14 protein-coding genes are annotated in these 22,461 nt (G+C 72.7%); 7 read left to right on the top strand and 7 right to left on the bottom strand.

Annotated features, from left to right (window positions below; all coding sequences use genetic code 11):
• Positions 1–54 precede the first annotated feature (54 nt).
• The 3 genes from MET2598_RS0118955 to galU form a co-directional block, all read right to left on the bottom strand.
• Entirely contained in the window at positions 55–843 is a 789-nt protein-coding gene (locus tag MET2598_RS0118955; RefSeq protein ID WP_012331699.1) for an SDR family NAD(P)-dependent oxidoreductase, read from the bottom strand.
• Complete coding sequence (locus MET2598_RS0118950; RefSeq protein WP_012331700.1) at positions 840–1,286, bottom strand: cupin domain-containing protein; 447 nt, start codon at positions 1,284–1,286, stop codon at positions 840–842. The genes MET2598_RS0118955 and MET2598_RS0118950 overlap by 4 nt, the downstream gene beginning before the upstream one ends.
• Positions 1,287–1,542: 256 nt before the next feature.
• A complete protein-coding gene (galU, locus tag MET2598_RS0118945; protein WP_026190816.1) occupies positions 1,543–2,409 on the bottom strand; it encodes a UTP--glucose-1-phosphate uridylyltransferase GalU in 867 nt (288 codons plus the stop codon).
• Between the two features lie 147 nt (positions 2,410–2,556).
• Between galU and galE the strand changes: the two genes are divergently transcribed.
• From galE to MET2598_RS0118930, 3 genes are all read left to right on the top strand, one after another.
• Positions 2,557–3,549 carry a UDP-glucose 4-epimerase GalE gene (gene galE / locus MET2598_RS0118940; RefSeq protein ID WP_018261953.1) on the top strand — a complete coding sequence of 331 codons (993 nt, stop codon included), beginning with the start codon at positions 2,557–2,559 and terminating at the stop codon, positions 3,547–3,549.
• Between the two features lie 4 nt (positions 3,550–3,553).
• Positions 3,554–4,729 carry a lytic murein transglycosylase gene (locus tag MET2598_RS0118935; RefSeq protein WP_012331703.1) on the top strand — a complete coding sequence of 392 codons (1,176 nt, stop codon included), beginning with the start codon at positions 3,554–3,556 and terminating at the stop codon, positions 4,727–4,729.
• A gap of 99 nt (positions 4,730–4,828) precedes the next feature.
• Positions 4,829–6,271 (top strand): SGNH/GDSL hydrolase family protein, encoded by a 1,443-nt coding sequence (locus MET2598_RS0118930; RefSeq protein WP_018261952.1) that lies wholly within the window; start codon positions 4,829–4,831, stop codon positions 6,269–6,271.
• A gap of 192 nt (positions 6,272–6,463) precedes the next feature.
• Here MET2598_RS0118930 and MET2598_RS0118925 read toward each other — a convergent pair whose 3' ends face one another.
• Positions 6,464–9,247, bottom strand: a complete 2,784-nt coding sequence (locus tag MET2598_RS0118925) for a PAS domain-containing protein (RefSeq protein ID WP_018261951.1) — start codon at positions 9,245–9,247, stop codon at positions 6,464–6,466.
• A gap of 428 nt (positions 9,248–9,675) precedes the next feature.
• On the opposite strand from MET2598_RS0118925, the gene MET2598_RS0118920 reads away from it, so the two are divergent.
• Entirely contained in the window at positions 9,676–10,356 is a 681-nt protein-coding gene (locus tag MET2598_RS0118920) for a DUF599 domain-containing protein (RefSeq protein ID WP_026190815.1), read from the top strand.
• A gap of 54 nt (positions 10,357–10,410) precedes the next feature.
• Here MET2598_RS0118920 and MET2598_RS0118915 read toward each other — a convergent pair whose 3' ends face one another.
• Positions 10,411–11,841 (bottom strand): glutamate synthase subunit beta, encoded by a 1,431-nt coding sequence (locus MET2598_RS0118915; protein WP_018261950.1) that lies wholly within the window; start codon positions 11,839–11,841, stop codon positions 10,411–10,413.
• Positions 11,842–12,150: 309 nt separating this feature from the next.
• Positions 12,151–16,845, bottom strand: coding sequence for a glutamate synthase large subunit (gene gltB, locus MET2598_RS0118910; protein WP_018261949.1), 4,695 nt, complete (start codon positions 16,843–16,845; stop codon positions 12,151–12,153).
• A 619-nt stretch (positions 16,846–17,464) separates the two neighbouring features.
• On the opposite strand from gltB, the gene MET2598_RS0118905 reads away from it, so the two are divergent.
• The 3 genes from MET2598_RS0118905 to MET2598_RS0118895 all read left to right on the top strand — a co-directional run bounded on the left by MET2598_RS0118905 (position 17,465) and on the right by MET2598_RS0118895 (position 21,658).
• Positions 17,465–18,526 (top strand): threonine aldolase family protein, encoded by a 1,062-nt coding sequence (locus tag MET2598_RS0118905; protein ID WP_018261948.1) that lies wholly within the window; start codon positions 17,465–17,467, stop codon positions 18,524–18,526.
• A gap of 150 nt (positions 18,527–18,676) precedes the next feature.
• A complete protein-coding gene (locus MET2598_RS0118900; protein WP_051086517.1) occupies positions 18,677–20,824 on the top strand; it encodes a TonB-dependent receptor domain-containing protein in 2,148 nt (715 codons plus the stop codon).
• A 69-nt stretch (positions 20,825–20,893) separates the two neighbouring features.
• A complete protein-coding gene (locus tag MET2598_RS0118895) occupies positions 20,894–21,658 on the top strand; it encodes a slipin family protein (RefSeq protein WP_012331710.1) in 765 nt (254 codons plus the stop codon).
• Between the two features lie 68 nt (positions 21,659–21,726).
• Here the strand turns inward: MET2598_RS0118895 and MET2598_RS0118890 are convergent, their stop codons facing one another.
• A complete protein-coding gene (locus MET2598_RS0118890) occupies positions 21,727–22,341 on the bottom strand; it encodes a TetR/AcrR family transcriptional regulator (RefSeq protein ID WP_012331711.1) in 615 nt (204 codons plus the stop codon).
• Positions 22,342–22,461: the final 120 nt, after the last annotated feature.

Raw genomic sequence — 22,461 nt, 5'->3', positions numbered from 1 at the left:
CCGCTTGGGCCGGCTCCGGAGCCGGCGCGAGGGGGGTGCGCGCCGGAACCGCGCTCACTCCCGCGCGCCCGCCGCCCGCCTGAGCGTCGGCAGCCCGATCCCGGCGGCGTCGAACCCGCCATCCACCGCCAGGATCTGGCCGGTCACGTAGGCGGCCCGCGGACCGGCGAGGAACAGGATCGCCTCGGCGATCTCCTCCTCCAGCCCGTAGCGGTTGAGCGGCACCGCGTCGTGGTAGTCGGCGCGGATCGCCGGGCTGTGCACGGCCTTCGCCATGGCGGTGTCGACCGGGCCGGGGGCGACGGCGTTGACCCGGATGCCGAGCCCGGCGAGCTCGACTGCCTGCTGCTTGGTCAGGTGGGCGAGCCCCGCCTTGCTGGTTCCGTAGGCGACGCGCAGGGTCGAGGCGCGCAGCCCCGAGATCGACGTGATGTTGACGATCCCCCCGCCGCCCGTGCGGGCCATCACCGGCGCGGCGGCCCGGGCGCAGAGGAACGGCCCGGTGAGGTTCACCGCGAGCACGCGCGCCCACTCGGCCGGGCTCGTGTCGAGGAGCGGCTTGAACACCGCGACCCCGGCATTGTTCACCAGGGCGTCGAGCCGGCCGAAGCGGTCGGCCGTGGCCGCCACCGCCCGCTCGACCCCGGCCTCGTCGGAGACGTCGCAGGTGAGGGCGAGGACGCGCTCGGGCGCGTCGAGCCCCGACGCGGCCGCGGCCAAGCCCTCGGCGTCGATGTCGAGGAGCGCCACCCGCCAGCCGTCGCGCAGGAAGAGCCGCGCCGTCGCGAGCCCGATGCCGCGGGCGGCGCCGGTGACGAGGGCGGTGCGGGCGGGCTCGGTCATGCGGGATCTCCGGAGGGGGATGGCGGCGCGTTGCGCGCCATGAAGGTTTCGGGCGAGCCCTGCGCCGCGTCCACGAAGACGACGTCGGTCGGTGCCCGGCGCGGCGTGTCGATCGAGAGGAAGACCACGGGCTCGGCCAGGATGCGCGGCAGGGCGTGCACGGTGCCGCGCTCGAAGACCAGCAGGTGGCCGGGCCCGAACTCCGCCTCGGCCGCCGGGTCGCCGATCCAGAAGGTGCCCCGCCCCGAGACCACGTAGAGGTACTCGTCGCATTCCCGGTGGAAGTGCGGCGGCGTCGGCCGGTAGACGCGGAAGACCCGCGCGCTCGCCGCCTCGCGGTCGGTCAGGTAGGTGTCGGCCAGCATCGTCTCGGCGGTGGCCGGCAGCGCCAGCGCCTCCGCGATGATGTCGAACCGGCCCGTGGCGGGCGTCCTCTCGGCCATCGTCTCCTCCCGCGGCCAGAGTGGACGCTCGGCCGCCCGCGCACAACCGGGGCGCGCCGATGCCCGGCGGACCGGGTTGTGGAGCGGGCCAAAAAAAGGCCGCTCTCGCGAACGGCCCGAAGTCTAGGGAGGAAACGCCCAAGGAGGGCTGCGAGACCGCGACGCCATCGCGATCTCGCAATGCAACATTTAAGGCGCGCTGCAAAAACCGCAAGCGGAATTTAATGCGCGCCCCCGCTTCGCGCGCATGGCCGCCTCACGCTGTGCGCAGCAGCTCGGCTATTTCGCGCTTGAGGTCGTCGCGCAGGTCGTCGCGCGCGAGGGCGTAGGCGAGGTTGGCGACCAGGAAGCCGAGCTTCGAGCCGGTGTCGTAGGTCTTGCCGCGGTAGCGCATCCCGTAGAAGGCCTGGGTCTCGGCCAGCCGCTTCATGCCGTCGGTGAGCTGGATCTCGCCGCCCGCGCCCTTCTCGCCCCGGCCGAGGATGTCGAAGATCTCCGGCTGCAGGATGTAGCGGCCCGAGATGATGAGGTTGGAGGGCGCGGTGCCCCTCGGCGGCTTCTCCACCATGCCGGTGATCTCGAACGTGTCGCCGAAATCCTCGCCCACGCTGACGATGCCGTACTGGTGGGTCTGGTCGTGGGGCACCTCCTCGACCGCGATGACGTTGCCGCCGTGGCGCTCGTAGGCGGCGAGCATCTGCCGCATCGAGTCGCGGCTCAGCATGTCGGGCAGGATCACCGCGAAGGGCTCGTCGCCGACGATCTCGCGGGCGCACCAGACCGCGTGACCGAGGCCGAGCGGCGCCTGCTGGCGGGTGAAGCTGGTCTGCCCGGCCTGCGGCAGGTCGCGCTTCAACTCCTCGTAGGCTGCCTGCTTGCCGCGCTCCTGCAGGGTGCGGTCGAGCTCGAAGGCGATGTCGAAATGGTCCTCGATCACGCCCTTGCCGCGGCCGGTCACGAAGATGAAGTGCTCGATCCCCGCCTCCCTCGCCTCGTCGACCACGTGCTGCACCACCGGCCGGTCCACGACCGTCAGCATCTCCTTGGGTACCGCCTTGGTCGCCGGGAGGAAGCGGGTGCCCAGACCCGCGACGGGCAGGACTGCTTTGCGAATGGGCTTCATCATGCGTGATCCGGTGAGACGAGGTGGGTCGGGCGAGGCCCCGCGCCGCTTAAGGCATAGCGCGCCGCGCCGCTACGGGACAGTTCATTGACGTGCGAGCGTCCGGCGTTAGTGATCGACCACGATGTGAAGCGGGGAGAGAGCGAGATGGCGGTTCTGGTGACGGGCGGCGCCGGCTACATCGGCAGCCACATGGTTCTGGCGCTGCTCGATGCGGGCCAGGACGAGGTCGTGGTGCTCGATGACCTCTCGACCGGCTTCGCCTGGGCGCTGCCGCCGGAGGTGACCCTCGTGCGGGGCGACATGGGCGACCAAGCCCTGGTTGCCGAGACGATCCGCCGCCACCGGGTCGACGCGATCGCGCATTTCGCCGCCAAGATCGTGGTGCCCGACTCGGTCGCCGATCCGCTCGGCTACTACCTCAACAACACGGTGAAATCGCGGGCGCTGATCGAGACCGCTCTGCGCGAGGGCGTGCGCCACATCATCTTCTCCTCCACGGCCGCCGTGTACGGCGAGCCCCCCATCGTGCCGGTGCCCGAGGACCTGGTCACCAACCCGATCAACCCCTACGGCCGCTCGAAGCTGATGACCGAGTGGATGCTGGCGGACGTGGCCAGGGCGCACGGGCTCACCTACGTGGCCCTGCGCTACTTCAACGTGGCGGGGGCCGATCCGCGCGGCCGCTCGGGCCAGTCGACGCCGAACGCCACCCACCTGATCAAGGTCGCCACCCAGGCCGCGCTCGGGCGCCGCAGCCACCTCGAGGTGTTCGGCACCGACTACCCGACGCCGGACGGCTCCTGCCTGCGGGACTACATCCAGGTGTCGGACCTCGCGGACGCGCATCTCGTGGCGCTGAACCACCTGCGCAGCGGCGGCGAGAGCCTGACCCTGAATTGCGGCTACGGGCGGGGCTACTCCGTCCTGGAGGTGATCCAGGTGGTCAAGGAGGTGTCGGGCAAGGATTTCGAGGTGCGGCTGTCGCCGCGCCGGCCGGGCGACCCCTCGCAGATCATCGCGGCGGCCGACCGCATCCGCGCGCGCCTCGGCTGGCAGCCCAAGCACGACGACCTGCGCGAGATCGTGTCGCAGGCCCTGGCCTGGGAAGAGGCGCTGGCGCGGCGCAACCAGTCCTGACCCGATGCGGCGCGCGCTCCCGGCGGCCCTCGCCCTCCTCCTCGGCCTCGCTGCCGCCCGGGCCGAGGACGGGTTCCGCGGCTTCATCGAGGGACTTCGGCCCCTCGCGACCGCCCGGGGCGTCGCGCGCGAGACCTTCGACGCCGCCTTCCGGGAGGTGACGGCGCCGGATCCGGCGGTGCTCGCGCGCCTGCGGCGCCAGGGCGAGTTCAGCCGCCCGGTCTGGGAGTACCTCGCCGGATCCGTCTCGACCGCGCGCGTGGCGCGCGGCCGGGCCGAGGCGGCGCGGCGGGCCGAGCTCCTCGCCGGCCTGGAGGCGCGCTACGGGGTGCCGGGGCCGGTCCTCCTCGCCGTCTGGGGCATGGAATCGGATTTCGGGACGGGGACGGGCAGCGTCCCGACGGTGCGCGCGCTCGCCACCCTGGCGCAGGCGGGGCATCGCGGCGACCTCTTCCGCGACGAGCTGCTGGCCGCCCTCGACATCCTGCAGCACCACGACGTCGGCCCCGAGGGGCTGAAGGGCTCCTGGGCGGGGGCGATGGGGCAGACGCAGTTCCTGCCCTCCGTGTACCTGCGGGCCGCGGTCGATTTCGACGGCGACGGGCGGCGGGACATCTGGAATTCGGCGCCGGACGCGCTCGCCTCGATCGCGAACTTCCTGCGCCAGGCGGGCTGGCAGCCGGGGCTGCCCTGGGGGCTGGAGGTGCGGCTGCCCGCGGGCTTCGACCTGTCGCGCCACCGCGGTTCCCTGGCGGAGTTCGCCGCCCGCGGCGTGGCGCGCGCGGACGGGGCGGCGCTGCCGGCCGCCGGCGAGGCGAGCCTGTTCCTGCCCGGCGGCCTCGGCGGGCCGGCCTTCCTGATCACCGTCAATTTCGAGGCGTTCCGCGCCTACAACACCTCGGACGCCTACGCGCTGGCGGTCGGCCACCTCGCCGACCGCATCGCCGGCGGGGGGCCGCTCGCGGCGCCCTGGCCGATTCGGGCGCCGCGCCTCGACGCGGCCGGCCTCGCGGCGCTCCAGCGGGGGCTCGCCGCGCGCGACCTCTACGCGGGTCCCCTCGACGGGCGGGCCGGGCCGAAGCTGCGCGAGGCCGTGCGCCGCTACCAGACCGCCGCCGGGCTCCCGGCGGACGGCTACGCCACGCCCGCCCTGCTCGACCACCTGCGGCGCGCGCCCTGACCCGGGCGCCCGTGCGGGCCCGGTCCGGCGGGTGCCAGTCCGGCCCTCATGCGTTATCGTGCGCGCTCACCGGTCGAGCGAGGCGGAGATGGTCGGCGCATGAGGTGGCGGAGGATCGCGGAACTCGGACTGCGCGGCCTCGTCTGCGGCGGGCTGCTCGCGGGCGCCGGTCCGGCCCGCGCGCAATGGTGGGGCGGCGACGAGGGCTACCCGCGCCAGGATCCTTACGGCGCCCGCTCCCGCGGCTACGACGACGGCTACGGGGGACGGCAGGGCTATGCGCGGCGCCCGCCCGCGCCGGCGCCGCAGCCGCAGCCGCAGCGCTACCGCTGGCCCTGGGAGGACGACCCGGCCCCGCAGGCCGCCCCGCCGCCGCCCGCGCAGGGCGGCTATTACGGCGGTTACCGCACCCCGCGGCCGCGCTTGCGCGAGGCGCCCCGCGACGTGCGCGAGGCCCCGCGCGAGGCCCGTCGCAGCCGCGAGGGGCGCTCGGTCCAGCGGCCGAAACCCCGGCCCGCGCCGGTCGTGGCGGCGGCGCCCGCCCCGAAGCCCAAGACCAACCCGTCGGTGCAGATCGCGGTCTTCGGCGATTCCCTCGCCGACCTGCTCGGCAAGGGGCTGGAGGCGGCCTACGAGGCGAATCCCGACATCCTGGTGATCCGCAAGGCCAGGGGCGACAGTGGTCTCGTGCGCAAGGACGTGGTCGATTGGCCGAAGGCCGCCGAGGATTACCTCAAGGCCAACCCGAAGCTGACCTACGCGGTCGTCATGGTGGGCGCCAACGACCGCCAGTCCCTGCGCGACGGCGACGCCACGGTCGATCCGCTGAGCGATCGCTGGAGGGCGGTCTACCGCGACCGGGTCGACGCGCTGCTCAAGGTCTTCAGCGACGCCAAGGTGCCGGTGATCTGGGTCGGCGAGCCGCCGATGAAGAACGAGGGCCTGTCGGCCGACCTGATCTCCATCAACGAGATCGACCGCGACCGGGTGCAGCGGGCGGGCGGGGTCTACGTGGACATCTGGCCGGCCTTCGTGGACGACCAGAACCGCTACGCCGCGAGCGGGCCGGACCTGGAGGGCCAGACCGCGAAGCTGCGCACCGCGGACGGCGTGCACTTCACCCAGGCCGGCGCCCGCAAGGCGGCCCATTTCGCCGACGTCGAGATCAAGCGGCTGATGGAGCAGCGGGGCGGCGCCCCGAGCGTGCCGGACGCGGTCGCGGCCGCCCCCGCACCGGCTCCGGCGCCCGCCGACCCGGCGGCGGCGCGCCTCGACGACGACGCGGCGATCGACCGGCTGCTGACCGCGATGCTGCCGAGCCTGCCCGAGCCGCCGGGCATCCCGGCCCTGCCGGTCAAGCCGCCGGCCGGGCCGGTGGTCCCGCTCACCCGCAACGAGGTCTCGCCGGGCGGGCAGCTCGTCAGCGGGCGCCCGCGGATCGAGGGCGAGGCCGGCTACACGGTGGAACGCGCGCTCACCCGGGGCGCCCCGCCGAGCCCGCAGCCGGGGCGGGCCGACGATTTCCGCTGGCCGCGCAGCTGAGGACCGCCCCGGCGGAATCGCCCGCGCGCTCCCGCGGGCGCCGGCGCGCTCCCGCGGGGCCCGGTGCGGCCCGCGTCATACGACATCCGGTTGAGTGCTTCGCTATGCGGATGTCGGCTTCGCTCAGGCGCCGCGCTCAGGCGCCGCGCAGGCGCGTGATCCGGGATCCGCTTCGATCAAGCCGATCCCGGATCAGGGCGTCGCCAGCTGGGCGAGGCGCGCGGCGAGTTCGTTCTTGCGGAACGGCTTGGTGAGCCGCGGCAGGTCGGCCGCGACGCCGTCGCTCTCCGCGTAGCCCGAGACCAGGAGCACGGGCAGGCCAGGCCTCGCGTGCCGGAGCGCCCGGGCGAGTTCGGTCCCGGTGATGCCCGGCATCAGGTGGTCGGTCACGAGCAGGTCGAAGCGCTCGCCGCCGCGGACGAGGCGCATCGCCTCCTCGCCCGATGCGGCCTCGATCACCGCGTAGCCGAGGTCGCCCAGCATGTCCGCCGTGCTCATGCGCACGAGGTCCTCGTCGTCGACCAGGAGCGCGGTCCCGCGCGGGGACGCCGCCGCGGAGGGCTGCGGCGCGGGCTCGGCCAGGTCCGGGGCCGCGTCGCTCCGCGGCAGCCAGAGCTCGACATTGGTGCCGAGCCCCGGCCGGCTCTGGATGGTGAGCGCGCCGCTGAGCTGGGAGGCGAGGCCGTGCATCATCGAGAGGCCGAGCCCCGTGCCCTTGCCAACGCCCTTGGTGGAGAAGAAGGGCTCGACCGCCCGCGCGAGCGTCGCCTCGTCCATGCCGGTCCCGCTGTCGGCGACCGACAGGCGGATGTAGGGGCCCGGCCGGAGCGTGGTGCGGTGACCGGGCCCGACCGTCTCCGCGCGGGCCGAGATCCGCAGCGTGCCGCCCTCCGGCATGGCGTCCCGCGCGTTCACGCAGAGGTTCAGGAGCGCCATCTCGATCTGGTTCGGGTCGGCCTTCGCGGGCGGCAGGGCGTCGGGCGCGTCGACGGCGACCCTGATCTGCGGGCCCATCGTGCTCGCCACGAGGTCGCCCATCCCGGTCACCAGCTTGGCGACGTCGACGGGGATCGGCTGCAGCGGCTGCCGCCGCGCGAAGGCGAGGAGCCGCTGCACCAGCGTCTTCGCCCGCTCGGCCGACTGCATGGCGCCCGCGATGAGGCGCTGCTCCCGTTCGCCGCCCAGGCCCCTGCGCTGGAGCATGTCGAGGGAGCCGACGATCGGGGTGAGGAGGTTGTTGAAGTCGTGCGCGACGCCGCCGGTGAGCTGGCCCATCGCCTCCATCTTCTGCGACTGGCGCAGCGCCTCCTGTGCGGCCTCCAGCTCGGCCCGGCGCTCCTTCTCCTCGGTGACGTCGCGGGTGACCGAGTAGAGCTTGCCGCCCTCCGGCACGGCCACCCAGGACAGCCAGCGCCAGCCGCCGTCCCGGGTGCGGTAGCGGTTCTCGAAGTGCAGGACGGGGCTGCCCTGCCGGATGGCGTCGAAGGCCGCGAGGCTCGCGCCGACATCGTCCGGGTGCACGAGTTCGGCGTAGGGCCGTCCCTCGATCTCGCTCGTCGGCCAGCCGAGCGCCGCCGTCCAGGCCGGGTTGGCCGCGGCGAAGGCCGCCGTGTCAATGTCGATGACCGAGAGCAGGTCGAGGCTGAGCTGCCAGATCAGGCCGCGCTCGCGGGTGCGCGCGACCACCTCCCGCTCGAGGTCGGCGTTGAGCGCCAGCAGCGCCTCCTCGGCGAGCTTGCGGTCGTGGATGTCGACCGAGGCCCCGAACCAGCGCACCACCTCGCCGGTGACCGGATCGCGGGAGGGCTCGGCGCGGACCAGGAACCAGCGATAGGTCCCGGCGGCCGAGCGGATGCGGTGCTCGACCAGGAAGGTGCCGCCCGATCGCCTGGCCTCGCCGAAGGCCGCCATCGTGGCCTGCGCGTCGTCCGGGTAGACGTGGGCGGCGGCCACCGCGGCGGCCGTCGTCGGCGCGTAGGGCGCGCCCGTATAGGCCGTCCACTGCCTGTTGAAGAACTCGGTGCGGCCCTCGGCATCGGTGATCCAGACGATCTGGGGCACGGCGTCCGCCATCTGCCGGAAGCGCGCCTCGCTCTCGCGCACGCGCTCCTCCGCCTCCCTCGTCGCCGTCACGTCCCGGGACACCGCGAGGAGCTTTTCCGGCCGGTCGTCGGGCCCGTCGATCGAGGTGACGATCACGTCCCACCACCGCGGCGTGCCCCTGGCGGTGGTGGCGAGGCCCTGGAAGCGGCCCGTGCCGCCGCGCCGGGCCTCCCGGATCGCCGCACGGGCCTGGCCGCGCCCCTCGCCCTGCCAGAAATCGGGCCAGTGGGCGCCGCGGATCAGGCCGAAATCCTCGACCGCCATCGCGCACATGCCGCCCTCGCTCATGAATTCGAGGCGGCCGTCGAGGCTGAGCACCTTGATGCAATCGGCCGAGCTCGCGAGGATGCGGCGGTTGAACTCCTCGCTGGCGCGCAGCCGCTCCTCCGCCAGCACCTGGCCGGTCGTCTCCGTGCAGGCGCAGAACATGCCCACGACCGCGCCCTCGTCGTCGCGCAGGGGCGAGTACGAGAAGGTGAACCAAGTCTGCTCGTCGTGGCCGCGCCGGTTCATGACCAGCGGCAGGTTCTCGGACCAGGTCGCCTCGCCGGCGAGCGCCGCCGCGATCAGGGGTTCGATCTCGGCCCAGATCTCCGCCCAGATGTCGCGGAAGCGGCGACCGAGCGCGGCCGGGTGCTTGTCGCCGAGGATCTCCGCGTAGGCGTCGTTGTAGAGGAAGCCGAGGTCCGGCCCGAAGGCGACGAACATCGGGAAGCGCGAGCCGAGCATCAGGCCGACCGCCGACCTCAGGCATTGCGGCCAGGTCGAGGGCTCGCCGAGCACCGATCCCGACCAGGGCCGGGCGCGCATCGCGGCGCCCATCGCGCCGCCGCCGGTCAAGAAGGCGGGGGCGTCCCCGTCCCGCCCAGGCATCCCCCTCCGCACGGCCCCCTCCGCCCCAGGCCCCGCCGCCATGCCGACAGGCGTCGCGCTGGTCCCCCGGGGGAGATCTTGGGCGCTCGCCGGCCTCATCAAGGTCCGGCCCTCCCGGGCGTCCCGCACCCCGCCCGGCACGCCCCGCGAAGATCCGCAGGCTCGAGAGGGCGACGGGCTGGGCGATGCGCGGATCGTGCTCGCGTCCCCGGACAAGCCCGGTCGGAGACCCGCGCTTCCCCCTCGCGAGGCAATCCCAAGTTGCCCATTCGCGGCAACTCGCCTACGGCCGCAGCGATGCGCTCCTCTCCCGAGGCGTGGACGGCCCCGCGCGATCCCGGCATCGGCACGACATGAGCGGGCACGACATGAACGGGCACGGCACGGGCGGGCAGGACACGGGCGGGCAGGACACGGGCGGGCACGGCATGGGCGACCTCTCGGTTCTCGACTTCGCGGCGCTCGCGGCCTTCCTCTGCGCCTGGGTCGGTTACGGCCTCGCCCTGGAGCGCGTCGGCGGCACCCGCACCAGCCTCAACCGGATGATGAACCGCTACCGCCACGCCTGGGCCGAGCAGATCGCCACGCGCGAGATCCGGGTGGTCGACACCACCATCAACGCCTCGCTGCAGAACGGCACCGCCTTCTTCGCCTCGACCTCGCTGATCGCGCTCGGCAGCGTCCTCACCCTGACGCGCTCGACGGACGAGGTGCTGACCCTGTTCTCGACCCTGCCCTTCGGCATGCAGACCACCCGCGCCACCTGGGAGATCAAGGTGACGGGGCTGGCGCTGATCTTCGCCTACGCGTTCTTCAAGTTCGCCTGGGCCTACCGGCTGTTCAACTACGGGGCCATACTGATCGGCGCGGTGCCGCCGCGGGGCGGCGACCCGGACGCGATCCGCCGGGCCGTCCGACGGGTGGCGCGCATGAACGTGGTCGCGGGCAAGCACTTCAACCGGGGCATGTACGCGTTCTTCTTCGCGCTGGCCTATCTCGGCTGGTTCGTCGGCCCCTCCGTGCTGCTCATGACGACCGCGGGCGTGCTCATCGTGATGTGGCGGCGCCAGTTCAGCTCGAGCGCCCGCGATTCCCTGTCGGACGTCTGATCCGGGATCCGGTTGATCGAAGCGGATCCCGGATCGCGAGCCCGCGCCGGCGCCTCACAGCGGCAGCGTCGTCGCCCCCACCAGGGCCTCGTCGATCGCCCGCGCGGCCTGCCGGCCCTCGCGGATCGCCCAGACCACCAGCGACTGGCCGCGGCGCATGTCGCCCGCCGCCCAGACCTTCTCGTTCGAGGTCCGGTAGCTGGTCTCGTCCGCCTGCACGTTGCCGCGGCGGTCGCGCGCGACGCCGGATTCCTCCAGCAGGCCCCGCGCCACCGGACCGGCGAAGCCGATCGCCAGGAAGACGAGGTCGGCCGGGAGCAGGAACTCGGTGCCGGCGATGGGCTGGCGCTTCTCGTCGACCCGGGCGCAGACCACGCCCTTGACCCTTCCCTTCTTGCCCTCGATGCGCAGGGTCGCGGCCTGGAACTCGCGCTCGGCGCCCTCGGCCTGGCTCGACGAGACCCGCAGCTTCGTCGCCCAGTAGGGCCACACGGCGAGCTTGTCCTCCTTCTCGGGCGGGCGGGGACGGATGTCGAGCTGGGTCACCGACAGGGCGCCCTGGCGGAAGGCGGTGCCGACGCAGTCGGAGGCGGTGTCGCCGCCGCCGATCACCACCACGTTCTTGCCCGCCGCCAGGATCGGCGCCTCGGCGGCCAGCGCCTCGTCCTCGGATCCGACCCGGCGGTTCGACTGCACGAGGTAGGGCATCGCGTAGTGCACGCCCTCCAGGTCCTGACCCGGGAGCTGCGGGTTGCGCGGTTCCTCGGCCCCGCCGGCGAACAGCACCGCGTCGAACTCGTTGTGCAGGCTCGCGAAGGAGCGCGTCACGCCGACATTCACGCCGTAGTGGAACTGCACGCCCTCGGCCTCCATCTGCCGCACCCGGCGGTCGATGTGGCGCTTCTCCATCTTGAAGTCGGGGATGCCGTAGCGCAGCAGGCCGCCGGCCTTCGCCTCGCGCTCGAAGACGTGGACCTCGTGACCGACCCGGGCGAGCTGCTGGGCCGCCGCGAGGCCCGCCGGGCCCGAGCCGATGATCGCCACCCGCTTGCCCGTCCGCAGCTGCGGCGGCTCGGGCACGACCCAGCCCATGCTCCAGGCCTTGTCGGCGATCGCCTGCTCGATCGTCTTGATGGTGACCGGCTGGTCCTCAAGGTTGAGGGTGCAGGCCTCCTCGCACGGCGCCGGGCAGATGCGCCCGGTAAATTCCGGGAAGTTGTTCGTCGAGTGGAGGTTGCGCGACGCCTCCTCCCAGTCGGCGTTGTAGACGAGGTCGTTCCAGTCCGGGATCTGGTTGTGGACCGGGCAGCCCGTCGGACCGTGGCAGAACGGGATGCCGCAATCCATGCAGCGGGCCGCCTGCTTCTTCAGGTCGTGCTCGTCGAGCGGCAGGGTGAATTCGAGGAAGTGGCGCACGCGGTCGCCGGCGAGCTGGTACTTCTGCTCCTGGCGGTCGTATTCGAGGAAGCCTGTGACCTTGCCCATCGGTAAACTCGGAGGAAAGAAGGGGAGAGGGCCGCGCGGCTCAGGCGAGCGCGGCGGCCGGTGAGAATGCACTTGGCGGGCCGGGGGCCCGGACGCGACGCCCGAGCCACCCGGCCGCGCCCGGGCCGGGGCGGGGCCCGCCCGCGCGTCGCGCGGCCGGGATCTGGCCGCGGATCGGGTCGCCGAAGAGCTGCACCGAGCGCTGCACCGGATTCTTCCTCGGGAACCGGCCGGGGCCGGCAAGGGGTGGGTGCCGGCCGCGCGGCCCCGCCCGGGAGAGGGAGGCGCCGCGCGGCCGGCGGGGCCGGCCTACTCGGCGGCGATCGGCATCCGGGCCCGCTCCATCTCGCGCAGGGCGCGCCGGTACTCGACCGGCATCACCTTCACGAACTTGGTCCGGTAAGTGTCCCAGTTGTCGATGATCGCCTTGGCCCGCACCGAGCCCGTGTACTTCAGGTGGTTGTTGATCAGCCCGACGAGGCGCTCCTCGTCGTGGCCCGACATGTTGGCCAGGATGTCGATGCGCCCCTTGGTCTCCAGGTCGCCGTCCTGGTGGAAGCGGCGCATGAACTCGTCCTCCTCCTCGACCGGTTCGAGGTCGACCATCGACAGGTTGCAGCGCTTGGCGAACGTCCCGTCCTCGTCGAGGACGTAGGCGATGCCGCCCGACATCCCGGCCGCGAAGTTGCGCCCGGTCTCGCCGATCGACACGACCACGCCGCCGGTCATGTACTCGCAGCCGTGGTCGCCCATGCCCTCGACCACCGCAATGGCGCCCGAGTTGCGCACCGCGAAGCGCTCGCCGGCCGCGCCCCGGATGTAGGCCTCGCCCGCGATCGCCCCGTACAGCACGGTGTTGCCCACCATGATGGTGCGCTCGGCCGGCGCCTTGAGGCCGTCGGAGGGCCGCAGGATCAGCTTGCCGCCCGACAGGCCCTTGCCGACGTAGTCGTTTCCGTGGCCGGTCAGGATCAGCGTCACGCCGGCCGCGAGCCACGCGCCGAAGCTCTGGCCGGCGGTGCCGGTGAGCCTCACGGTGATCGTGTCGTCGGGCAGCCCCTCGTGGCCGTGCGCCTTGGCGACGAGGCCGGAGAGCATGGCGCCCGCCGCGCGGTCGGAGTTGCGGATGACGTCCTCGACCACGCTCGGCTCGCCCGTCTCGATGGCGGTCGCGAGCGCCGCGATCAGCCGGCGGTCGAGCACGTGGTCGATCGGGTGCTTCTGCGCCTCGACGTGGCGGATCGCCACGTGGTCCGGCACCTCCGGCTTGTGGAACAGCCGGGCGAAGTCGAGGCCCTTCGCCTTCCAGTGCGAGATCGCCGCGAGCTTGTCGAGGTAGTCGGAGCGCCCGATCAGCTCGTCGAGCTTGGTCACGCCCAGCGCCGCCATCAGCTCGCGCACCTCCTCGGCCACGAAGAAGAAGTAGTTGATGACGTGCTCGGGCGTGCCCTTGAAGCGCTTGCGCAGCACCGGGTCCTGGGTCGCGACGCCGACCGGGCAGGTGTTGAGGTGGCACTTGCGCATCATGATGCAGCCCGCCGCGATGAGCGGCGCGGTCGAGAAGCCGAACTGGTCGGCCCCGAGCAGCGCCGCGATCAGCACGTCGCGCCCGGTGCGGATGCCGCCATCCGCCTGCAGGGCGACGCGGCCGCGCAGATGGTTCAGCACCAGGGTCTGCTGGGTCTCGGCGAGCCCGATCTCCCAGGGGCCGCCCGCGTGCTTGATCGAGGTGAGCGGGGCCGCGCCGGTGCCGCCGTCGAAGCCCGAGATGGTGATGTGGTCGGCGCGCGCCTTGGCGACGCCGGCCGCCACCGTGCCGACCCCGACCTCGGAGACCAGCTTCACCGAGACCTCGGCGTCCGGGTTGACGTTCTTGAGGTCGAAGATGAGCTGGGCGAGGTCCTCGATCGAGTAGATGTCGTGGTGCGGCGGCGGCGAGATCAGGCCGACGCCCGGGGTCGAGTGGCGGACCTTGGCGATCTTGGCGTCGACCTTGTGGCCGGGCAGCTGGCCGCCCTCGCCGGGCTTGGCGCCCTGCGCCACCTTGATCTGCATCATGTCGGAATTGACGAGGTACTCGGTCGTCACGCCGAAGCGGCCGGAGGCCACCTGCTTGATCGCCGAGCGCCGCGAGCGGCCGTCCGGCAGCGGCCGGTAGCGCTCGCGCTCCTCGCCGCCCTCGCCCGAATTCGAGCGCCCGCCGAAGGAGTTGAGGGCGATGGCGAGGGTCTCGTGCGCCTCCTTGGAGATGGAGCCGTAGGACATCGCCCCGGTGGCGAAGCGCTTGACGATCTCGGCGGCCGGCTCGACCGCCTCGATGGCGACGGGCCTGCGCCCGATCTCGGTCGCGCTCTTGATCCGGAACAGGCCGCGCAGGGTCTTGAGGTGGTTCTCCTGCTCGTTCACCAGCCGGGCGAATTCCCGGTAGCGCTCGGGCAGGCGCAGGCGCACGGCGTGCTGGAGCGTCGCCACCGTGTCGGGCGTCCAGGTATGGGCCTCGCCGCGCAGCCGGTAGGCGTATTCCCCGCCGACGTCGAGGGCGTTGCGGTAGACCGGCGCGTCCCCGAACGCGTCCTGGTGACGACGCACCGTCTCCTCGGCCACCTCGGCCATGCCGATGCCCTCGATCGTCGTCGCGGTGCCGAAGAAGTCCCGCTCCACGAACGAGGAATTCAGGCCGACCGCGTCGAAGATCTGCGCGCCGCAATAGGACTGGTAGGTGGAGATGCCCATCTTGGACATCACCTTGAGCAGCCCCTTATCGATCGACTTGATGTAGCGGTAGACGATCTCGTCCTCGGAGAGCTCGGGCGGCAGCTCGTCCTTCATGGCGAGCAGGGTCTCGAAGGCGAGGTAGGGGTTGATCGCCTCGGCGCCGTAGCCGGCAAGGCACGCGAAGTGGTGCACCTCGCGCGGCTCGCCGGACTCGACCACGAGCCCGACCGAGGTGCGCAGGCCCTTGCGGATCAGGTAATTGTGCACCGCCGCGGTGGCCAGCAGCGCGGGGATCGGGACCCGGTCCGGCCCGGTCGCCCGATCGGAGAGCACGATGATGTTGTAGCCGCCGCGCACCGCCGCCTCGGCCCGGTCGCAGAGCCGGTCGACGGCCCCGTCCATCCCCGCCGCGCCGAGCTCGGCCGGGTAGGTGATGTCGAGGGTCTTGGTGTCGAACCGGTCCTCGAAATGGCCGATGCAGCGGATCTTCTCCAGGTCCGCATTGGTCAGGATCGGCTGGCGCACCTCCAGCCGCTTCTTGCGGGAGGTGCCCTCCAGGTCGAGGATGTTCGGCCGCGGCCCGATGAACGAGACGAGGCTCATCACGGCCTCCTCGCGGATCGGGTCGATCGGCGGGTTCGTCACCTGCGCGAAGTTCTGCTTGAAGTAGGTGTAGAGGAGCTTGGGCCTGTCGGAGAGCGCCGAGAGCGGCGTGTCCGTGCCCATCGAGCCCACCGCCTCCTGGCCGGTCACGGCCATGGGTTGCATGAGCAGCCTCAGGTCCTCCTGCGTGTAGCCGAAGGCCTGCTGCCGATCGAGCAGGGAGACGTCGGTGCGCGACTCGCGCGGCTGGACCGGGCGCAGGTCCTCCAGCACGATCTGGGTGCGCTTCAGCCAGTCCGGATAGGGATTGGCGGCGGCGAGTTCGCGCTTGATCTCCTCGTCGGAGACGATCCGGCCCTTGTCGAGGTCGATGAGCAGCATGCGGCCGGGCTGCAGGCGCCAGGATTCGACGATCTCCTCGTCGGGAATCGGCAGCACGCCCATCTCGGAGGCGAGCACGACGAGCCCGTCCTCGGTCACCACGTAGCGGGCGGGCCTGAGGCCGTTGCGGTCCAGGGTGGCGCCGATCTGGCGGCCGTCCGTGAAGCAGACCGCGGCCGGCCCGTCCCACGGCTCCATCAGCGCCGCGTGGTACTCGTAGAAGGCGCGCCGCTCCTCGCTCATCAGCGGGTTGCCGGCCCAGGCCTCCGGGATGAGCATCATCATGGCGTGGGCCAGCGAGTAGCCGCCCTGCACCAGGAATTCGAGCGCGTTGTCGAAGCAGGCGGTGTCGGACTGGCCCTCGTACGAGATCGGCCACAGCTTCGAGATGTCGTTCCCGAACAGCTCGGAATCCACGCTCGCCTGGCGCGCCGCCATCCAGTTGACGTTGCCGCGCAGCGTGTTGATCTCGCCGTTATGCGCCACCATCCGGTAGGGGTGCGACAGGCGCCAGGTCGGGAAGGTGTTGGTGGCGAAGCGCTGATGCACCAGGGCCAGGGCCGAGCTGAAGCGCTCGTCCTTCAGGTCGAGGTAGTACTGGCCGAGCTGGTGCACCAGCACCATGCCCTTGTACACGATGGTGCGCGAGGACAGCGAGACCGGGTAGAATTCCTTGAGCTTCGGGTCCTTGAGCGTGTAGACCGCGTTCGAGATGACCTTGCGGCAGAGGTAGAGCCGGCGCTCGAAGGCGTCCTGGTCGGGGCTGGAGGCCGGCCGGCCGATGAAGACCTGCCGGTGGCGCGGTTCGCTGAGCTTGACGCTCTCGCCGAGGTCGCTCGGATCGACCGGCACGTCGCGCCAGCCGAGGAGCGTCAGCCCCTCGTCGGCGATCGCCTTCTCGACGATGCCGACGACGGTGCGGAATCCCTCCTCGTCGCGCGGCATGAAGAGCTGCCCGACGCCGTAATGCCCGGCCTCCGGCAGGGCGAGGCCGAGGCGCTGGCCTTCCGCCGCGAAGAAGTCGTGCGGGAGTTGCACCAGGATGCCGCAGCCGTCGCCCATCTTCGGGTCGGCGCCGACCGCGCCCCGGTGGTCGAGGTTCTCCAGGATCTGCAGGCCGCGCTGCACGATGCTGTGGCTGCGGCGATTGTGCATGTCGGCGATGAAGCCGACGCCGCAGGCATCCTTCTCGCGCTTGGGATCGTAGAGCCCCTGCTCCGCCGGCAGGGCCGGATCGCGCACGACGAGGGCCGGTGCCGCCGGCCCGCGGGTGGGGTGCTGGGAGGGGTCCAGGCCGCTCATCATCTCGTCTCCCGTCCGCGCCCGCCTTCGCGGCGCGCCTGTCTGCCACGCCGCCGGCGGTGAGGCCGGCGCACCATTCCGGAGGCCCCTCCCGGGCGCAGGCGCCGGCGGGCGGGTTCACGCTCGGCGGGGCCTAGCATGGGCCGCCGCATCGTTCTCTTGGAGGTTCGGTCGCGTCTCGCGTCAGGGGAGCGCCCGCACCTCGCGGACGCCTCGCGGCCTCGTCAGCCGGCGCGCGTCCGCACCGCCCGCGGGGCGGTGTCTTTCGGATCTCGTTTGGTCACCGTGCAAGCCATGGACCAGCGAGCCACCAGCCAGCGCCCTTCAGGAACCCGGGCCGCGCGGCCCGCACGAAATGGGACAGCGGTACTGTCCTATTTCCGGAAGTTGCCAGATTTCCCCCGCGCCAGCAAGGGCCGTGCCCACGCCGCCGCGTCATTTTCTTGCGTTCTGCGGCCGCGCGCCGCAACGGACGTTCAATTCGCGCCCGGGCGGCGCAGTTTTTCCGCCGGGCGGCCCGGTGACGCCGGGACCGCGCATGCCCGTCATGATGGTGCCCCGGTCGCGGAGGCGGGGCCGGCGCGGCATTGTGGCGCCGGCTGATTCGGCGGGAGCGGACCTGATGAACTTCGCGAGCGACAACGTGACCGGCGCGAGCGCCCCGATCCTCGACGCGCTGGTGCGCGCGAATGCAGGGCCCATGCCGGCCTACGGCGCCGACCCGCTCACCGCCGGGCTGCGCGACCGGTTCCGCGCCCTGTTCGACCACCCGGACCTGGTGATCTTCCCGGTCGCGACCGGCACGGCCGCGAACGCGATCGCCCTCGCCGCGATGGTGCCGCCCTACGGCCTCTGCCTCTGCCACGAGGAGGCGCACGTGATGGGCGACGAGTGCGGCGCGCCGGAATTCTTCACCCACGGGGCCAAGCTCGCCGGCCTGCCCGGGACGGGCTCGAAGATCGACCCGGCCGCCCTCGAGGCCACGCTCGCGGCGATGCCGCGCCACGTCAAGCAGATGCCGGCCCGCGCCCTGACCCTGTCGCAGGCGACAGAGAGCGGGCTCGTCTACGGCCCCGACGAGGTGGCGCGCCTGTCCGGCCTCGCCCACCGGCACGGGCTGGCCGTGCACATGGACGGCGCGCGCTTCGCCAACGCGGTCGCGGCGCTCGGCTGCTCGCCCGCGGAGGTGACGTGGCGGGCGGGCGTCGACATCCTGTCCTTCGGGGCGAGCAAGAACGGGGCGCTCGCCGCCGAGGCGATCGTGGTCTTCCGTCCCGACCTCGCCGAGACCATCGAGTACCGGCGCAAGCGGGCGGGCCACCTCCTGTCGAAGGGGCGCCTGCTCGCCGCGCAGCTCCACGCCTACCTGGAGGGGGACCATTGGCTCGCCAACGCGGCGAATGCCAACCGGATGGCGGCCCGGCTCGGGCGGGGCCTCGCGGCCATCCCGGGCGTGCGCCTCGCCTGGCCGGTGGCGGCGAACGAGGTGTTCCCGATCCTGCCGGCGCATCTGGAGCGGGGGCTGAAGGAGGGCGGCGCGGTGTTCTACGGCTGGCACTCGACCAGCCTGCCGCCGGGCGAGGCCGTGCGCGAGGACGAGCGCTTCGCCCGCCTCATCACCGCCTTCTCGACGACCGAGGCCGAGGTCGACGCCTTCCTGGCCCTCGCGCGCGCGCGCGCCTGAGGCGGGGCGGGACCGCGGGCCGGAGCCGCCCCCGCCCGGGCGGGGTGTCGCCACCCGCCCAGGCGGGGTGTGTTGTAATATCGTTACGCTTCGGCGCGCCGTGTGAGCGCGGCCGCCCAGGACCTTGCGCAGGGTCAGCCCGCTCGGCCAATGAAACAGGATAACGTTTCATGGAGGCTGGCGGTGGCACACGGACGGGCAGGGCTCGCGATCCTCGGGATCCTCGCGGCGGGAGCGGCGCGGGCCGAGGAGATCCGCCTCGACGAGATCACCGTCACTTCGCCGAGCCCGATCGTGGGCCCCGCCGCGGCGCGGCCCGGCGGGGGAGGGGGGCCGGGCGTGCTCCCGGTCGTCACCGACACCTTCTCGCCCGTCACCGTGATCACCCGCGGCGCGCTCGCGAGCCGCCAGCCGCTCACCCTCGGGGACGCGCTCCTCGACCGCCCGGGCCTCTCCGCCACCACCTATGCCCCGGGCGCCGCGAGCCGGCCGATCATCCGCGGCCTCGACACGGCGCGGGTGCGCATCCAGGAGAACGGGCTCGGCGTGCAGGACGTCTCGGATCTCGGCGAGGACCACGCGGTGCCGGTCAACCCGCTCGTGGCCGAGCGCATCGAGGTGATCCGCGGCCCCGCCACCCTGCGCTACGGCAGCCAGGCGATCGGCGGCGTGGTGAGCGCCGAGACGGGCCGCATCCCCCGCCTCGCGCCGCCGAACGGCATCGCCGGCGAGGTGCTCGGCGGGTTCTCCTCGGTGGATCTCGGCCGCAACGGGGCCGCGCGCGTCGAGGCGGGCGGCGAGACCGTGGTCGTCCACGCGGACGGCTTCCGCAGCGCGCAGGACAGCTACCGCACGCCGCTCGGCCTCCAGCGCAACTCCGCCGCCGAGTCCCAGGGCGGTGCGGTGGGCATGTCCTACCTCCTCGACCGCGGCTTCGTCGGCCTCGCCTTCAGCCACTTCGACGCGCTCTACCAGATCCCGGGCGGCGACGCCGCGCGCGGCCGCACCCGCCTCGACCCGACCCAGGACAAGCTCCAGAGCCAGGGCGAGGTGCGGCCCGTCGACGGGCCGATCGAGGCGATCCGCTTCTGGCTCGGCGGCTCGATCTACCGGCACCACGAGATCGGGATCGGGGAGGACGGGATCGACGGCATCCAGTCGACCTTCAGGAACCGCGAGGCGGAGGCGCGCCTGGAGATCCAGCACGTCCCGGCGATCATGCCCTTCGGCACCCTGACGGGCGCGCTCGGCGTCCAGGCCGAGCGGCGGGTGCTCGGCACGTCGGGCGAGGCCGGCACGCTGCTCGCCCCCACCGATTCGCGCAGCAACGCCCTCTACCTGTTCGAGGAGCTGGCGCTCGGCCAGGGCACGCGCCTCCAGGCGGCCGGGCGGATCGAGGGCGCGCGCGCGACCGGCACCGCCACGCTCTTTCCCGGCGACTACCTCCCGGTCGAGGGCGAGGATCCGCTCTCCTACGGCCGCCGCCGCCGCTTCGCGCCCAAGAGCGCGAGCTTCGGCCTCCTCCAGGACCTGCCCTACGGCCTCGTGGCGAGCCTGACCGGCTCCTACGTCGAGCGGGCGCCCTCCGCCTTCGAGCTCTACTCGCGGGGGCCGCACGACGCGACCGGGACGTTCGAGATCGGCGACCCGAGCCTGCGGCTGGAGCGCGCCCGCACCGTCGAGGCGAGCCTGCGCCGCGGCATCGGCCCGCTGCGCTTCGAGGCCACCGGCTACGCGACGCGCTACACCGGCTTCGTCTACAAGCGCCTGACCGGCGCCCGCTGCGACGACGATTTCGCCAGCTGCGGGACCGGGACCGAACTCGACCAGATCGTCTACACGCAGCAGAACGCGGCCTTCCACGGCGCCGAGATCGCCGGCCAGCTCGATCTCCTGCCGGTCGGCAACGGGTTTTTCGGGCTCGACGCGCAGTACGACACCGTGCGGGCGACCTTCGACGACGGCACCAACGTGCCGCGCATCCCGCCCCACCGGGTCGGGGGCGGGCTGTTCCTGCGGACGGAGGGCTGGTTCGCGCGGGTGAACCTGCTCCACGCCTTCGCCCACACCGAGACCGCGCCCTACGAGACGCGGACCCCCGGCTACGACGACCTGCGCGCGGAGCTGAGCTACGCCAAGGCCCTCGATCCGGCGGTGGACGGGCTCTCCGAGATCCGGGTCGGGCTCGTCGGCACCAACCTCCTCGACGCGGTCATCCGCAACTCCGCCTCGTTCAAGAAGGACGAGGTCGTGCTGCCGGGCCGCGGCGTCCGCCTGTTCGTGACGGCCCGGTTCTGACGGCCCGGTTCCGAGGGCGCGCGGGCGCCGCGCGCCGTATAGGGAGGGGAACCGGCACGGAGCCCGTCGATGCCCATCGTCCTCCTGATCCTCGCCCTCCTCGCCCTCGCCGCCCTCCTGGCGAGCCTGCGCATCGCCAACCAGTACGAGCGCGCGGTCGTGTTCCGGCTCGGGCGCTTCCACGGCACCAGGGGCCCGGGCCTCTACTGGCTGATCCCCCTCGTCGAGTGGCAGAGCACCGTCGACCTGCGCGTCGTCACGGCCCCGGTCGAGCAGCAGGAGACGATCACCAAGGACAACGTGCCGATCAAGGTGAACGCCGTGATCTGGTACCGGGTGGTCGATCCCGGACGGGCGCGGCTCGAGGTGCGGGACGTCGGCACGGCGGTGATCCAGGTCGCGCTGACCACGCTGCGCATCGTGCTCGGCCAGCACACCCTGGACGACGTGCTCAAGGAGCAGGAGGGCATCTCGCGGGTGATGCAGCAGAAGATCGACGCCGTGACCGAGCCCTGGGGCGTCAAGGTCGAGCGGGTCGAGATGAAGAACGTCGAGATCCCCGAATCGATGCAGCGGGCGATGGCGCAGGAGGCCGAGGCCCTGCGCGAGAAGCGCGCCCGCCTGATCAAGGCCCAGGCCGAACTCGAGGCCGCCGAGCAACTGCGCGCCGCCTCCGAGACGATCATGCAGAACCCGGCCGGCCTCGAATTGCGGCGGATGCAGATGATCACCGAGGTCGGCGCCGAGCAGAACACGACGACGATCATCATGATGCCGTCCGAGTTCGTGAACGTCGCCGGGAAGATCGCCGAGACCCTGGCCCGCAAGGGCTGATACGCCATGGGCTTGCGTCGACCCTTCGAGCGGGTCGACGGCCCGACGCGTCGGCATCCCGGCCCGCCTCAGGTCGCCCGGATCGCCTGCATCTGGCTGACGAAGAGGCGCTGCACCGCCGCCTCGGTCAGCCCGGTCGCCCGCACGAGTTCGGGGCCCAGCAGGGTCGCGCCGAGGGCGCCCGCGAGCAGCATGAAGGTGATCGGCCCGGTGCCGCGGGCGTGCGGGTCGGTCCCCGCGGGCTCGACCGCCCGCAGGAGCCGCACCGCGCGCTCGACGGCGGAGAAGAACGGTTCGAGGGTCGCGATGTCGCCCGAGGCGGCGAGCCAGGCCACGAGGCGCCCGTAGCCGCCGCGGTTCAGCGCCTCGAAGATCTCCGCCACCACCACGTCGGGGCCGATCGCGCCCGCCCGCATCGCCTGGACGCTGGCCTCGGCCTCGCGCGCCATCGCCTCGGCCATGTCGGCCACCAGGGCGGCGTGCAGGGCCGCGCTGGTGCCGAAATGGTGCGTGATGTTGCCGTGAGTCATGCCCACGGCGGCGGCCACCCCCTGCAGGGTGAGGGCCTGCGGACCCTTGTCGAGGAGCAGCCCCCGCGCGGCCTCGAGGACGACGCGGCGCGCCTCCTCGGGCGGGCGGCGGCGGCGCTTGGGACGGGTCTCGCCCGTGTGGGTGATGGCCATGCCTTCCGTGATGCGACGCGAACGGGGACGATCCGTCGGGCAGAAAGGCACAGGCCGAGAGCCGGCACAATTGCCGGGGAGGGGCAGTCGCCGATTTTGCGGGCAAGGGCCGCCTCGGCA

The organism is Methylobacterium sp. WSM2598 (assembly GCF_000379105.1).
In the GTDB taxonomy this organism is placed as follows: Bacteria; Pseudomonadota; Alphaproteobacteria; order Rhizobiales; family Beijerinckiaceae; genus Methylobacterium.
Note: the sequence above shows the minus strand (reverse complement) of the source record. Positions and strands in the feature narration are given on the sequence as shown.

What these genes read in the sequence shown, in the direction of transcription:
- MET2598_RS0118900 (WP_051086517.1), top strand. Translation starts at nt 18,677, where the DNA reads ATGAAACAGGATAACGTTTCATGGAGGCTGGCGGTGGCACACGGACGG.
- MET2598_RS0118935 (WP_012331703.1), top strand. Translation starts at nt 3,554, where the DNA reads ATGCGGCGCGCGCTCCCGGCGGCCCTCGCCCTCCTCCTCGGCCTCGCT.
- gltB (WP_018261949.1), bottom strand. Translation starts at nt 16,845, where the DNA reads ATGATGAGCGGCCTGGACCCCTCCCAGCACCCCACCCGCGGGCCGGCG.
- MET2598_RS0118895 (WP_012331710.1), top strand. Translation starts at nt 20,894, where the DNA reads ATGCCCATCGTCCTCCTGATCCTCGCCCTCCTCGCCCTCGCCGCCCTC.
- MET2598_RS0118915 (WP_018261950.1), bottom strand. Translation starts at nt 11,841, where the DNA reads ATGGGCAAGGTCACAGGCTTCCTCGAATACGACCGCCAGGAGCAGAAG.
- MET2598_RS0118950 (WP_012331700.1), bottom strand. Translation starts at nt 1,286, where the DNA reads ATGGCCGAGAGGACGCCCGCCACGGGCCGGTTCGACATCATCGCGGAG.
- MET2598_RS0118890 (WP_012331711.1), bottom strand. Translation starts at nt 22,341, where the DNA reads ATGGCCATCACCCACACGGGCGAGACCCGTCCCAAGCGCCGCCGCCGC.
- MET2598_RS0118930 (WP_018261952.1), top strand. Translation starts at nt 4,829, where the DNA reads ATGAGGTGGCGGAGGATCGCGGAACTCGGACTGCGCGGCCTCGTCTGC.
- MET2598_RS0118920 (WP_026190815.1), top strand. Translation starts at nt 9,676, where the DNA reads ATGGGCGACCTCTCGGTTCTCGACTTCGCGGCGCTCGCGGCCTTCCTC.
- MET2598_RS0118925 (WP_018261951.1), bottom strand. Translation starts at nt 9,247, where the DNA reads ATGCCTGGGCGGGACGGGGACGCCCCCGCCTTCTTGACCGGCGGCGGC.
- galE (WP_018261953.1), top strand. Translation starts at nt 2,557, where the DNA reads ATGGCGGTTCTGGTGACGGGCGGCGCCGGCTACATCGGCAGCCACATG.
- MET2598_RS0118955 (WP_012331699.1), bottom strand. Translation starts at nt 843, where the DNA reads ATGACCGAGCCCGCCCGCACCGCCCTCGTCACCGGCGCCGCCCGCGGC.
- galU (WP_026190816.1), bottom strand. Translation starts at nt 2,409, where the DNA reads ATGAAGCCCATTCGCAAAGCAGTCCTGCCCGTCGCGGGTCTGGGCACC.
- MET2598_RS0118905 (WP_018261948.1), top strand. Translation starts at nt 17,465, where the DNA reads ATGAACTTCGCGAGCGACAACGTGACCGGCGCGAGCGCCCCGATCCTC.